Source organism: Gordonia sp. NPDC003424 (assembly GCF_053588655.1).
The window spans coordinates 1-12,850 of record NZ_JBSFQJ010000029.1; the positions used below are offsets into that span (position 1 = coordinate 1).

Annotated in this window: 16 protein-coding genes, 1 tRNA gene and 1 pseudogene; 5 read left to right on the forward strand and 13 right to left on the reverse strand. The window is 68.6% G+C overall.

Annotated elements, in window-relative coordinates; all coding sequences use genetic code 11:
* Window positions 1-202: 202 nt before the first annotated feature.
* Together ACWDTI_RS25830 and ACWDTI_RS25835 are read right to left on the reverse strand one after the other, a co-directional pair.
* Window positions 203-1,724: pseudogene (locus tag ACWDTI_RS25830) on the reverse strand (DUF7782 domain-containing protein).
* Complete coding sequence (locus ACWDTI_RS25835; RefSeq protein WP_449740992.1) at window positions 1,721-1,924, reverse strand: hypothetical protein; 204 nt, start codon at window positions 1,922-1,924, stop codon at window positions 1,721-1,723. The pseudogene ACWDTI_RS25830 and the gene ACWDTI_RS25835 overlap by 4 nt, the downstream one beginning before the upstream one ends.
* A gap of 187 nt (window positions 1,925-2,111) precedes the next feature.
* Here ACWDTI_RS25835 and ACWDTI_RS25840 point away from each other — a divergent pair, with 187 nt between their 5' ends.
* Window positions 2,112-2,705: a thymidine kinase gene (locus ACWDTI_RS25840; protein ID WP_449740993.1), complete on the forward strand. Its 594-nt coding sequence runs from the start codon at window positions 2,112-2,114 to the stop codon at window positions 2,703-2,705.
* Between the two features lie 69 nt (window positions 2,706-2,774).
* Window positions 2,775-3,251, forward strand: coding sequence for an HAD domain-containing protein (locus ACWDTI_RS25845; protein WP_449740994.1), 477 nt, complete (start codon window positions 2,775-2,777; stop codon window positions 3,249-3,251).
* Window positions 3,252-3,255: 4 nt separating this feature from the next.
* Here the strand turns inward: ACWDTI_RS25845 and ACWDTI_RS25850 are convergent.
* Window positions 3,256-3,340 (reverse strand) — tRNA-Leu (locus tag ACWDTI_RS25850).
* Between the two features lie 78 nt (window positions 3,341-3,418).
* Between ACWDTI_RS25850 and ACWDTI_RS25855 the strand changes: the two genes are divergently transcribed.
* From ACWDTI_RS25855 to ACWDTI_RS25865, 3 genes are all read left to right on the forward strand, one after another.
* Complete coding sequence (locus tag ACWDTI_RS25855) at window positions 3,419-3,856, forward strand: transcriptional regulator (protein WP_449740995.1); 438 nt, start codon at window positions 3,419-3,421, stop codon at window positions 3,854-3,856.
* Window positions 3,853-4,197, forward strand: a complete 345-nt coding sequence (locus ACWDTI_RS25860; RefSeq protein WP_449740996.1) for a DUF3817 domain-containing protein — start codon at window positions 3,853-3,855, stop codon at window positions 4,195-4,197. The genes ACWDTI_RS25855 and ACWDTI_RS25860 overlap by 4 nt, the downstream gene beginning before the upstream one ends.
* A 95-nt stretch (window positions 4,198-4,292) precedes the next feature.
* Window positions 4,293-5,441: a glycosyltransferase gene (locus tag ACWDTI_RS25865; RefSeq protein WP_449740997.1), complete on the forward strand. Its 1,149-nt coding sequence runs from the start codon at window positions 4,293-4,295 to the stop codon at window positions 5,439-5,441.
* A 56-nt stretch (window positions 5,442-5,497) separates the two neighbouring features.
* Here the strand turns inward: ACWDTI_RS25865 and rdgB are convergent, their stop codons facing one another.
* The 10 genes from rdgB to aosR form a co-directional block, all read right to left on the reverse strand.
* Window positions 5,498-6,115 (reverse strand): RdgB/HAM1 family non-canonical purine NTP pyrophosphatase, encoded by a 618-nt coding sequence (gene rdgB / locus ACWDTI_RS25870; RefSeq protein WP_449740998.1) that lies wholly within the window; start codon window positions 6,113-6,115, stop codon window positions 5,498-5,500.
* Window positions 6,115-6,870 carry a ribonuclease PH gene (gene rph / locus ACWDTI_RS25875; protein WP_449740999.1) on the reverse strand — a complete coding sequence of 252 codons (756 nt, stop codon included), beginning with the start codon at window positions 6,868-6,870 and terminating at the stop codon, window positions 6,115-6,117. The genes rdgB and rph overlap by 1 nt, the downstream gene beginning before the upstream one ends.
* Window positions 6,871-6,905: 35 nt before the next feature.
* Complete coding sequence (locus ACWDTI_RS25880; RefSeq protein ID WP_449741000.1) at window positions 6,906-7,673, reverse strand: cyclic nucleotide-degrading phosphodiesterase; 768 nt, start codon at window positions 7,671-7,673, stop codon at window positions 6,906-6,908.
* Between the two features lie 76 nt (window positions 7,674-7,749).
* Window positions 7,750-8,538 (reverse strand): glutamate racemase, encoded by a 789-nt coding sequence (gene murI, locus ACWDTI_RS25885; RefSeq protein WP_449741001.1) that lies wholly within the window; start codon window positions 8,536-8,538, stop codon window positions 7,750-7,752.
* Between the two features lie 20 nt (window positions 8,539-8,558).
* Window positions 8,559-9,215: a rhomboid family intramembrane serine protease gene (locus tag ACWDTI_RS25890; RefSeq protein WP_449741002.1), complete on the reverse strand. Its 657-nt coding sequence runs from the start codon at window positions 9,213-9,215 to the stop codon at window positions 8,559-8,561.
* 118 nt (window positions 9,216-9,333) lie between these two features.
* Window positions 9,334-10,320, reverse strand: a complete 987-nt coding sequence (locus ACWDTI_RS25895; protein WP_449741003.1) for a PLP-dependent cysteine synthase family protein — start codon at window positions 10,318-10,320, stop codon at window positions 9,334-9,336.
* A 6-nt stretch (window positions 10,321-10,326) separates the two neighbouring features.
* Window positions 10,327-10,599 carry a MoaD/ThiS family protein gene (locus ACWDTI_RS25900; protein WP_449741004.1) on the reverse strand — a complete coding sequence of 91 codons (273 nt, stop codon included), beginning with the start codon at window positions 10,597-10,599 and terminating at the stop codon, window positions 10,327-10,329.
* Between the two features lie 2 nt (window positions 10,600-10,601).
* Complete coding sequence (locus ACWDTI_RS25905) at window positions 10,602-11,009, reverse strand: Mov34/MPN/PAD-1 family protein (protein ID WP_449741005.1); 408 nt, start codon at window positions 11,007-11,009, stop codon at window positions 10,602-10,604.
* A 142-nt stretch (window positions 11,010-11,151) separates the two neighbouring features.
* Complete coding sequence (locus ACWDTI_RS25910) at window positions 11,152-12,237, reverse strand: P1 family peptidase (protein WP_449741006.1); 1,086 nt, start codon at window positions 12,235-12,237, stop codon at window positions 11,152-11,154.
* Window positions 12,234-12,812: an oxidative stress transcriptional regulator AosR gene (gene aosR / locus ACWDTI_RS25915; RefSeq protein ID WP_449741007.1), complete on the reverse strand. Its 579-nt coding sequence runs from the start codon at window positions 12,810-12,812 to the stop codon at window positions 12,234-12,236. Before aosR ends, ACWDTI_RS25910 begins: the two co-directional genes overlap by 4 nt.
* Window positions 12,813-12,850: the final 38 nt, after the last annotated feature.

The window sequence follows — 12,850 nt, forward strand, 5'->3', positions numbered from 1 at the left end:
AACCCTTGGATTCCGCACTCCCGCACACGAACTCAATGAGCTACTCTTAGCACCGAAACAACACGACGGTGTTGCGTCGACCCCCTGAATTCGCCCGGCAGATCTCGATGCGCGGGCTCGCAAGCTCGCTCGCTTACTCGATCAGCGAGGTGGGGCAGCTCTTCGGATCAGGCTCCGAGCGCAGCGAGGCGCCGCATCGAGATCACCTCACCTCGTACAGAATTCCGCGCATGATCGCCTCTCGGACCACCGGCAGGGCGGCCTGGGCCAATGCGTCGGAATCCACCTCGTGGAATCCGGCGAGCAGGTCGATAAGTGCACCCAGCGGCACCTGGCCGCGGCATCCCGCGAGCAACGCACGGGACACCTCGTCGACGCCGAGCACCGCCGCGGGGCCGCCTGGTCGTCGTACCGCCGATGAAACCTGTTGCCAGCCATCGTCTCCGGGCAGCGACTGGTCTTCGAGGAACACGGGTGCCGTGGTCAGGCAAGCCGTCAGAAGCTGCGCGTCCGACGTCGTGCGCAGGTAGTGCCGACGCGCGAGGAACGCATCGGCCTCGGGTCCGGTGACCTCCTCGCCCGCTCCGGTGATCTCCTCGACGATCTGGTCGGGCGGCCCGGCGTCACCGTCACCGTCGGCGCGCTTGCGTAACGTGATGACGCCCATGCCGATACCGGCAATGTCCTGTTCGGTGAACCAATTGAGCCACGCCGCACCACGATCGGCGGTCGCGTCCGCCGATTCGCCGGCGTCGGCAAGCCAGAGCGAGATGTAGCTGACCGGGTCGGCGAGCTCACGCTGGACCACCCACGCGTCGAGCCCGGTGCCGGCGAGCCAGCCCCGAACCCGTTCGGCCCAGTCGGGTATCGGTGTGGACGATCCAGTTGGCCAGGAGTTGTGCTGTGCCACCGGGATTCAGATGGTCGGGAATCTGCCGGATCAGCTCTGCGCACAGCGCGTCGCCCACCATGCCGGAGTCCCGGTAGATGTAGTCCTGGGCGCCCGCGCCGACGACGAAGGGCGGATTGGACACGATGAGGTCGAAGCGCTCGCCGGCCACCGGCTCGAACAGGCTGCCCGCGCGCAGATCCCAGGACATCCCATTGAGTCGAGCGGTGGCCGCCGCCAGCGCGAGCGCCCGCTCATTGGTGTCGGTGGCCACGATCTCGTCGCAGTGCGCATCCAGGTGCAATGCCTGGATGCCACATCCGGTCCCGATATCCAGTGCGCGCCGCACGGGCCGGCGAATCACCGCTCGCGCCAAGGACACCGACGCACCACCGATCCCGAGCACATGATCGTGGCGGACCGGCGCCGACCGCATCACGGCATCCTGGTCGGACACGACGAGGTAGTCGCCGACGTCGTCGGCGTGCGGCCGGATGTCGAGCACCGCACCCAGCGATCCGTCGGTGCGCTGCTCGAGCACGCCGTTGCCGACGAGGCGAGCGATCCCACTTCGGGAGAATGCATGTGCAACAGCGTCTTCGGGTTCATCAGTACCGAGCAGGAACAGCCGGACAATGGTGGCGAGATCGGCACGATCACCGGACACGCCGGAGGTCGCAGCCATGGCCGGCCACCAGATCCCGCGCCCGAGCGCCTCGTTGGCCGCATCCGAGAGCAGCGCTCCGACACCATCCGAACTGTAGTGGGCCGCACGGAGATCGGCGCCGAGGTCAACAACGACCGCGGCATCGGACAACGGCTGGATCGGACTCACCCGACCTTCCGGTACTTCTTGTGCATCGCCTGTTTGGACACTCCGAGCAGGAGCCCGATCTCGGCCCACGAGAGGCCGGCCTGCCGGGCGCGCCGCACGGCGACCTCCTCCTCGCGTGCGATGTCGCGTCGCAACGCCGCAATACGCGTCAGCTGCTCGATCGGCGTATCGCCGTCGCCATCTCCCACCACCGTTCTCATGCGTCCATGGTGCCCAGGAAGGACGCGATCGTCAACCTAGGTTGACTCCGGCCGGACCGGCCGCCGGGTTTCATCGCCCGCGTGCCGGTCGGTTGACGCCCCTGCGGCCGCCCGCGTCCGTGCCCGTCGCGATGTGGCCGACGACACGAGTCCGGCGCGCCGTCGCCGGATGGGAGATGATCTGGCGATGTCCGGTCGCCTGATCTACTACCACGGCCCGATGGGTGCCGGGAAGTCCACCTTCGCCCTGCAGACGCAGTTCAATCAGCAACAGCAGGGGCGCGCGGGAATGCTCGTGACCAAGCAGGACCGGTCCGGCGGGGCGCTGGTGAGCAGCCGGATCGGCCTGGAATCCGAGGCCGACCTGCTCGACGACGACACCGACCTCTACACCCTCGTCTCGACGCGTCACGAGGAATGCGCGGTCGACTTCGTGATCTGCGACGAGGCACAGTTCCTCACGCCGGCTCAGGTCGAGCAGCTCGCCCGGGTCGTCGACGTCGAGAGCATCGACGTGTTCGCGTTCGGTCTGCTCACCGACTTCCGGTCCATCCTGTTCCCCGGCGCGGCGCGGCTGGTGGAGATCGCCGACGAGGTGCACCGCATGCAGTCGATCGTGTTGTGCTGGTGCGGCGGTGCGGCATTCCTCAACGCCCGGATCGTCGACGGACTGGTGATGCGATCGGGTGACGTGATCGCGGTCGGTGATACTCGCGGCGGACCGGTCATGTACCGCGCGCTGTGCCGCAAGCACTATGTCGAGGGCCGGATCGGTCGCTGACTGCCGCGCTGGGGTGCCGACTCTCGGGATTTCGCGCCCCTGTCCGCCGCGACGGTGTGAAGTTGGGGCATGAAGGTGCTCTTCCTCGACATCGACGGCGTCGTCAACAGTCGGCGGACGAGTGTGCGTCACGGACGGATCGTCGGGATCGACCCGACACTGGCGAAGCGGGTGCGCCGCATCATCGCGGAGACCGAATGCGAGGTCGTGCTCTCCTCGACGTGGCGTCTGTGGGAGGAGAACGTGGCCGAGGTTCGGGCGGAGGTGACACCGGACCTCTACGGCATGACACCGTCGATCCCGCTCGCGCCCCGCGGCGACGAGATCGAACAATGGCTCGCCGACCATCCGGAGGTCACGCGCTATGCCATCGTCGACGACAACGACGACTTCGCCTCGGATCAGCCGCTGTTCCGGACCTCATGGGAGGTGGGACTGACCAACAAGGTCGCCGACGCGGTGATCGCGTATCTGAACGGCGAGGGCGATGTGGCCTTGGCGACCGGACAGCGCCGCAGTTGGTGGCGACGGTGGTTCGGCAGGTGATCGGTGGTGCGCGAGGGGGGACTTGAACCCCCACGTCCGTAGACACTGGAACCTAAATCCAGCGCGTCTGCCAATTCCGCCACTCGCGCGTGGCACCGGACACATCCGGCGCGGCCCCAGCGTACCGCCCGCGACCCGATCAGTGCTGGCCAGGTACCGTCGAGGGTATGCAATCCGGTTCCACCACGCCTCGGCGGCGGCATCGTCCGGCGCTGATCGCACTGGTCGGCGTCGCCGCCATCACGTGCCTGCTCCTGGCGTGGTGGCAGTGGGACCGCTACGAATCGGACTCGGGAACCGCCCAGAATCTCGGGTACGCCCTGCAGTGGCCGGCGTTCGCGGTCGCGTTCGTCTACGCGTACCGCCGATTCGTCGTCCTGGAGAGCGACCCCGAGGAACAACGCAAGCTCGCCCCCGACGCGAAGGGCGCCGCGGAGATCCCGGAAGGCATCCTGCCCGATCGACCGACCACGCCCAGCGCATCCTCGCTGGCGTCGTCCCCCGACCCGACCGAGGACTCGGCGCTCGCCGAGTACAACTCGTACCTGGCCGAACTGTCCGGCCAACCAACCGCAACCCCCAGCAGTGAGGAACAGCCCCGGTGACCGACACCACCACTCCGGCATCCACCACCCCCGTCGACAAGGTGCGCAGCGCGCTCGTGCGCTATCGCGTCCTGGCCTGGATCACCGGTCTGTGGTTGCTGCTGCTGGTCGCCGAACTCATCGTCAAGTACGGCTTCGGCAACGACTCCCTCGACTTCGTGCCGATCGTGCACGGCTGGGTCTACTTCGTCTACCTGATCTGCACCATCGACCTCGCCATCAAGGTGCGCTGGCCGCTGGGCAAGATCATCGTCACCGCGATCGCCGGCACCATCCCGTTCCTCTCGTTCTACTTCGAGCACATCCGCACCAAAGAGGTCAAAGCCACCTACAACCTGTGACCGAGGCGCACGGACCCCGGCTGTTCACGAGCTGATCCTCGGCGCGTGACCGTGCGATCGGCGTTGGTTCATCCGAACCCGACCACACTGTGCGAGTGCGCATCGTGCAACTCGCCAACTTCTACGGCGCCCGCTCCGGCGGACTGCGAACCGCCGTCGACCGCTGGGGTGCCGGCTACGTCGCCCTCGGTCACGAGGTCATCCTCGTCGTGCCCGGCGTCCGCGATTTCTCCGAGACGCTGGCCGGTGGGGTCGAGCGCCTCCACGTGCGTGCGCCGCGACTCCCCTGCTCCGGCGGCTATCGGGTCGCGTCCGCCCGCCGGGTCGCCGACGTTCTCGCCCACCTGAGGCCCGACGCCATCGAGGTGTCGGATCGGTTGACGCTGCGCGGTTTCGGGCGCTGGGCCCGCGCCCGTGACATCCACGCGACGATGGTCTCCCACGAACGCCTCGATCGACTCCTCGGCATGGTGATGCCCACCCGTCCGGCGCGCGCGATCGCCGACGAGGCCAATCGGCGCACCACCCGCTCCTTCGATGCGGTCGTCTGCACCACCGATTTCGCGGCCGCCGAGTTCCGGCGGATCGGGGCGAGCAACGTCCACCGGGCACCGCTCGGCGTCGACCTCGACCTCTTCGACCCGCGGCATGCCGATCCGACCATGCAGGCGCGATTCACCGACGAGTCGACCACGTTGATCACCCATTGCGGCCGGCTGTCCCCGGAGAAGCGCGCAGACCGCAGCATCGCCGCGATCGCGCGACTGCACGCGGCGCGGCGACCGGTGCATCTGGTGGTGGCCGGTGACGGTCCCCGACGACCCGCCCTCGAACGCGCGGCACGCGGACTACCGGTCACCTTCCTCGGGCACGTGCCGGATCGTCGTGAGATCGCGACGCTGCTGGCCACGACGGAGATCACCGTGGCACCGGGACCGCACGAGACGTTCTGCCTCTCGGCGCTGGAGTCGCTGGCGTCCGGAACGCCCGTGGTGGCGTCGCAATCGTCGGCGGTGGCCGGTCTGGTCGACGCGAGTTGTGGTGCGCTGGCCGACGATTCGGGCGACGGGTTCGCCGAGGCGATCGACCGGGTGCTGGCGATGCCCCGCCCGCTGCGGGAGCGCGCGGCGCGGGCACGCGCGGAACGCTACCGCTGGCCCGATTCGGTCGCCCGCATGCTCGAGATCCATCGTGGCTCCGAGCGCCCGGGAGAACCGGACACGAGTTCGTCCGCGGCCTCTTGATTCCTTCGCGCACAATTCACCGCCGACGAATCAAGACCCCGCGGACGAACAGGCCCTCAGCCCCCTGACAGCTCCCGCAAGGCGGGCACCAACTGCGCCAACGCCTTTCCGCGGTGACTGAGCGCATCCTTCTCCGCCGCCGAGAGCTCCGCCGACGAACGACCTTGCGCCACATCGTCGTCGGGGGCGAACAGCGGATCGTAGCCGAACCCGTTGGCGCCCCGGGGCGCGGCGAGAATACTGCCGCGCCACTCGCCGCGCACCACCGTCTCCTCCCCCGGCGGGACCACGAGCGCGCACGCCGACACGAAGGCCGCACCGCGGCGCTCGGCCGGGACGTCGGCGATCTGGGCGAGCAGCAGGTCGTTGTTGGCCCCGTCGGCGCCGTGACGCCCGCTCCAGCGCGCCGACAGCACGCCCGGCATCCCGTTCAGCGCATCCACCGACAGGCCGGAATCGTCTGCGAGACAAGCCAACCCGGTTGCCGATGCGCCGGACCGCGCTTTGATCAGCGCGTTCTCCTCGAAGGTCGCGCCGGTCTCGGGTTCCTCCGGATAGTCGTCGACGTCGTCGAGTCCGACGACGTCGAGCCCGGTGATCCCGGCGGTCGCGACGACCCGGCGCAACTCGGCGAGCTTCTTGGCGTTGCGGCTGGCGAGGAGAACCGTCGCCATCAGGACTTGCCGGGCAGCGTGCCCGGGTAGGGGGCGGCGAGCACCTCACGCTGCGCGTCGAACAACTTCCCGGTGCCGACCATCGCCATGTCGAGGAGCTTGTCGAGGGTGGCGCGCGCGAAGGTGGCGCCCTCGCCCGTGCCCTGCACCTCGACGAGGGTACCCGCGTCGGTGGCGACGACGTTCATGTCCACCTCGGCCCGCGAATCCTCCTCGTACGGAAGGTCAAGTCGCACACGGCCGTCGACCACACCGACGCTGACCGCGGCGATCATGCACGACAGCGGCTGCGGGTCCTTCAGCCGGCCCGCCGCACGCAGCCAGGTGACGGCATCGTCGAGCGCGACGTAGGCGCCGGTGATCGCGGCGGTCCTGGTGCCGCCGTCGGCCTGCAGCACGTCGCAGTCGAGCGCGATGGTGTTCTCGCCCAGGGCGGCGAGGTCGATGCACGCGCGCAACGACCGGCCGATGAGCCGGCTGATCTCATGGGTGCGGCCACCGATGCGGCCCTTCACCGACTCGCGGGACGACCGATCATGCGTCGACGACGGCAGCATCGCGTATTCGGCGGTCAGCCAGCCGAGCCCGGATCCCCGACGCCACGGCGGCACCCCCTCGGTCACGCTCGCGGTACACATCACGCGGGTGTCACCGAACTCCACCAGCACGGATCCCGCGGGATGGGAGGTGAATCCGCGGGTGAACGTGATCGGTCGCAGTTCGTCGTCGGCTCTGCCATCGGCTCGTGTCGTCACGGCGTCAACTGTAGTCAGTGCCGGATCCGCGCCCGTCACGGCACGAGGTCGAACACCTGCCCTTGCCGGACCAGGTCGACCGGACCGGAGAAGGTCGAGCGCGCCTCGGCCAGGATGGCGTCGGCGTCCGACCAGGGCGCGACATGGGTGAGCGCCAGCGCCCGCACCCCGGCCTTGGTCGCGATCTGCCCCGCCTCGTGCCCGGACAGATGCAGGTTGGGTGGCCGGTCCTCGGGCGCGTGGGTCCACGACGCCTCGCACAGGAAGATGTCGGCGTCGGCGGCGAGGTCGACCGCCTCGTCGCAGAATCCGGTGTCGCCGCTGTAGGCGATGACCTGCCCGTGGGGCCCGGTGATCCGCAGGCCGAAGGTCTCCGGCGGATGGTTGACCGACATCGGGGTGATCGTCAGACCACTCAGCGACACGTCGACGCCGTTGCGCCACGCGATCACGTCGAACGTGTCGGTGATGTCGTCGAGTTCACCCGGGACCTCTGACGACGCCGCACCCAGCCGCACGTCGGTGCCGGCCGGACCGTAGAGCCGTGCGCGGGTGGTGGCCGGTTGCGGGGCGTACCGGCGCCACACGAGCATCGCGGGCAGGTCCAGGCAGTGGTCGGCGTGCAGATGGCTGAGGATGACGTCGACGTCGTTGGGGTCGATGCGGCGTTGCAGCTCACCGAGCACGCCGGGTCCGCAGTCCATCAGTACCGGCTGCTCGCCGTCGACCTCGAGGAGATATCCGGAGCAGGCGGCACCCGGGCCACCCACACTTCCGGAACACCCGAGGACCGTCAGACGCATAGGGCTACTGTGCCATGCCCGCAGGCGGCCGTGACCGGATATCGGTCACAAGTCGTCAACGATGACTCATCACGGTTCACAAGTGCTGCACCTGGCCGATCGCGGGCCCCAGGAACCGGGTGGACAGGCGCGCGAAGAACTCGGGGTCGCCGGTGGCCTGGAACAGTCGCAACGCCACCCGGTCGGTGTGCGGGTGCAGCAGATCGCCTTCGGTCAGCACGCGGAAGACGTCCTTGGCGGTCTCCTCGGCACTCGACACCAGGGTGACCTGGTCCCCCATCGCGAGCTGGATCACCCCCGACAGCAACGGATAGTGCGTGCACCCGAGGACGACGGTGTCGACGTCGGCCTCCTGCAGCGGTTCGAGGTAGCCCTGCGCGAGCCCCAGGATCTGCCGGCCGCTGGTGATGCCGCGTTCCACGAAGTCGACGAACCGCGGGCACGCCACCGCGGTGATCTCGGCGTCGCGGGCTGCGGCGAACGAATCCTGGTAGGCCCGTGAGGAGATCGTCGCCTGGGTGCCGATCACCCCGATCCGGCCGGTCTTGGTGGCGATGACCGCGCGCCGGACCGCGGGCAGGATCACCTCGATCACCGGGATCGGCGCGTAGCGTTCCCGCGCGTCACGCAGGCACGCCGCCGAAGCCGTATTGCACGCGATGACAATCGCTTTCACCCCGCGCCCGGCCAGGTCGTCGCCGATGGCCAACGCGTGCCGCCGGATGTCGGGGATGGCCAGCGGCCCGTAGGGCCCGTTTGCGGTGTCGCCGATGTAGATGACGTCTTCGTCGGGCAGCAGGTCGATGATCGCCCGGGCGACGGTGAGTCCGCCCACGCCGGAGTCGAAGATCCCGATGGGCGCCATCGGGTCAGACGGGACGGTGTCTATGACCGCACCCCCGGATACTGCGTGCCCGGGTATTGGGGTCCGGGAAACTGGGGTCCGGCCTTCGCCTTTCGACGACGATCACGGTCCGCGATGTACCACGCGGCCAGTACGCCGCCGGCCGCGCCGAAGAGATGACCCTGCCACGACACCGTCGGGTTGCCCGGCAGGATGCCCCACAGGATCGACCCGTAGATCACGAACAGCACGAGGCCGCCGAGCACCTGCCAGATGTCGCGGTTGAACAGGCCGCGCACGAGCAGGTAGGTGAGCCAGCCGAAGATGATCCCCGACGCGCCGACGGTGATCGTGTACGGCGGCGCGAACAGCCACACCCCGAGCCCGGATACCAGCCAGACGATCGCGGTCACGATGACGAAGTGCCGGGTCATCAGCACCAGGAACCCGAGCACGAGGCCGGGGATCAGATTGCCGATCAGGTGCGCCCAGTCGGCGTGCAGCAGTGGCGCCCACAGGATGCCGTCGAGTCCGTCGATCTGCCGGGGCTCGATGCCGTTGTTGTCGAGCTGATAGTGCGTCGCGGCGTCGATGGCCTCGATCACGAACAGCAGGGCCGCGATCGCAGCCATGATGATGACGGACCGTTGCCACAGGGGCCGCGGCGTGGGCCGGGTGGGCGCGGGGCTGGCTGACATGCTGATCCTGTTCGGGCTAGGTCTCGATACGCCCGCGGGTCCTGAGTGAGCGAGCTTGCGAACGCATCGAAGGGCGGCTGGCACCTCGCGGGCTACTCGACCAGCGAAGAACTGGGCGTCATGCCCAGAGCTGGCCCTCGAGGGCTTCCTCTGCCTGCTCCAGGCTACCTTCGTACGCTCCGGTGCTCAGATACTTCCATCCGGCGTCGGGGATGACGAGGCCGATGTCGGCGCGCTGTCCCTTCTTGAGCGCACCGCGACCGATCCCCCGGGCGGCCTGCAGGATGGCGCCGGTCGAGATGCCCGCGAAGATGCCCTCCGCGTCGATGAGTTCCCGCACCCGGGCCACCGCGTCGACACCCTGGACGGAGAATCGCCGGGTGAGCACCGTGTCGTCGTAGAGCTCCGGCACGAAGCCCTCGTCGATGTTGCGCAGCCCGTAGACCTCGTCGCCGTAGCGCGGCTCGGCCGCGACGATCTCGATGTCCGGATTCTGCTCCCGCAGATACCGTCCGACACCCATCAGGGTTCCGGTGGTGCCCAGCCCGGCGACGAAGTGCGTGATCTCCGGGAGGTCGGCATACAGTTCGGGTCCGGTGCCCTCGTAGTGGGCGAGCATGTTGGCCTCGTTGCCGTACTGGTAGAGCATCACCCAGTCGGGGTTCTCGGCGGCCAGTTTCTTCGCCACGGCCACCGCGGTGTTCGACCCTCCCGCCGCCGGCGACGAAATGACCTCGGCGCCAAACATTTTCAGCAGTGAGCGGCGTTCTTCGGAGGTGTTCTCCGGCATCACGCAGATCAGCCGGTAGCCCTTGAGCTTGGCGGCCATGGCCAGCGAGATGCCGGTGTTGCCGCTCGTCGGTTCCAGGATGGTCGAGCCGGGCCGCACGAGCCCGTCACGCTCGGCCTGTTCGATCATCCGCAGCGCCGGGCGGTCCTTGATGGAGCCGGTCGGGTTGCGGTCCTCGAGTTTGGCCCACAGCCGGACGTGAGGTCCGCCATCAGGATCGTCGGGGTCGGTGTCGTCCCACCGCGGGGACAGACGCTGCAGGCCGATCAGCGGGGTGTGCCCCACCGACTCGATCAGCGAGGTGTAGCGCGCCACCTGCGACTATCCGCCCGCGACGGCCGGCAGGATGGTGACGTCGTCGCCGTCGTCGACGCTGGTGTCGAGACCACCGGAGAATCGGACGTCCTCGTCGTTGACGTAAATGTTGACGAAGCGATGCAGCTTGCCGTCCGCGACGAGGCGCTCCTTGATGCCGGGGTTCGCCGACTCGAGGCTGTCGATCACCTCGGCCAGTGTGGCGCCGCCGGCCTCCACGCGCTTCTCGCCGCCGGTGTGGGTCCGGAGGATGGTCGGGATGGACACGGTTACCGCCATGGTCAGCTCCTGATCTCGATGGGTTCTTCGGTCACCACGCCGTCGACGATGCGATAGCTGCGGATCTCCGCGGTGTCGGCGTCGCGGGTGGACACCAGGACGTAGTGGGCGCCCGGTTCGCTCGCATAGGAGATGTCGGTGCGACTCGGGTACGCCTCGGTGGCGGTGTGCGAGTGGTAGATCACCACTGGTTCCTCGTCGAGGCGCTCCATCTCGCGCCACACCTTCAGCTGTTCGCCGGAGTCGAACCGGTAGAAGGTGGGCGACCGTTCGGCGTTGGTCATCGCGACGAACCGTTCCGGCCGATCGGATCCCTCGGGTCCGGCGATGATGCCGCACGCCTCGTCCGGGTGGTCGGCGCGTGCATGCGCGACCATCTCGTCGACCAACTCCTGGCTGATCGTCAGCACCAGCTCTCCTTCTGCAGACATCGCCTCTTGCCAACACCCGGTCCTTCGACCCTATTCCGATTGCCCCATGACATCAGCCACACCGCTGCGGCACCTTCGCGTGCACAGTGCACCCGAGCACCGTCGACAGCTGTGCCCGGTGTCAGCCGAACGCCGACGGCACCACATCCCGATAGGCTGGAATCCCGGCCACCGACGTGGCCGAGAGCACCGCGTCCACGATCGCGCGGGCAACCACGACGGCGGCGACCCGCCCGATCTCGGCCACCACTGCGACGTCGGGATTCATCCCCTGCGGGACCGGTTGCGGCGGATCGGGATGCACCCGGCCGGTGGCGACCGCGAAGACCGTGTCGCCGTCCAGCGGAGAATGGGCGGGCACGATTGCGCGCGCGAGTCCGTCGTGGGCGGCCATCGCGACGCGTTTCGTCGACGCGGGGTCCAGCACGGCGTCGGTGGCCACCACCCCGATGGTCGTGTTGAGCACCGTCTGCTTGGCCACCAGGTCGGCGTACCGTGCCACCTCGGCGGCCACCGGCTGTCGTAGCCGATGATGTCGCATCTCAGAAGATGTTGCCGTCCAGGGCAATCCGGTTTCGGGATCGATGACCGAGCCGACCGGATTGGCCACCATCAGCGCGCCGACGGTGACGCCGGCGGCCGGTCCGTCGTCGATCCGGATCGACGCGGTGCCCACCCCGCCTTTGACCGCACCGGCCCGCGCTCCAGTTCCGGCACCGACCGAGCCGACGGCCACGTCCGCCGACGCCGCGGCCAGGGCACGGCGACCGAAGTCCGCATCGGGCCGCAGATCCCACGCACCCACCGGGAGGTCGAAGATCACCGCGGCGGGCACGATTGGTACGACGTGTCCGCGCTCGTCCATCGCCAGTCCGGCACCTGCTTCCTCGAGGCCGGCCATGACGCCGTCGGCCGCGGCCAGCCCGTACGCACTGCCACCGGTGAGCACGATCGCGTGCGCCGTCCGCACCGTGTTCGACGGATCGAGCAGATCGGTCTCCCGGGTGCCCGGGCCGCCGCCGCGGACATCGACCGCGCATGTGGCATCCGGCGCGGTGATCCGCACGACGGTGGTGCCGGCCGCCCATCCCGATCCGTAGGACTCCGGCGTCGCGACCGAAGCCGCCGGATCGAGTCGATGATGGTGCCCGACCTCGATTCCCGTCACATCGGTGATCCGGTCACCCGCAGTGGCGAACGAGGTCATCGCATCAGCGCTTCGACGAGCAGTTCCTGCATCACGGTCAGCCAGTGATACACGTCGAGATGCGCGGCGTGCGGATGGTCGGGCGGCAGCTGGTCGGGAGTGTCCTCGGTGATGCCGAGCATCGCACCGAGCGCGAGGCGGACGTCGTTGAGCGCGGTCAGCCACTCCGTCGCCTGGGCCTCGGTCAGCGCGAGTTCACCGCCACCGGCCGGCAGCGTGTCCAGCACGCACTGCGCGGCCGCCATCTTGGCGTCGATGATGTGCGGCTCGTGCACACTGCGCAGGGCCGCGTTCAGATCACCGTTCACCACATCCGCCGAAAGCGTCCGGTCCTGGTCGGGTCGGTGGAAGTCGGGCAGCAGCCGGCCGAGCGTCGCATCGGTGGGTGCGGTCGTGTGGCCCACCGGGATTCCGGTGAGCTCGGACAACTCGTCGTGGGGCGCGGTGGACTCGCGCTCGGTCAGCAGTTCGGTCAGCGACGTCACCATCGACGCGAGCAGTTCCACCTCGTGCACATCGAGATGGGAGTAGATACGCATCGATGCGCCACGGCCTTTGCGCTTCCAGGTACGCACGTGGTTGGTCTCGACCCCTTGTCAACTCGTCGGCGATG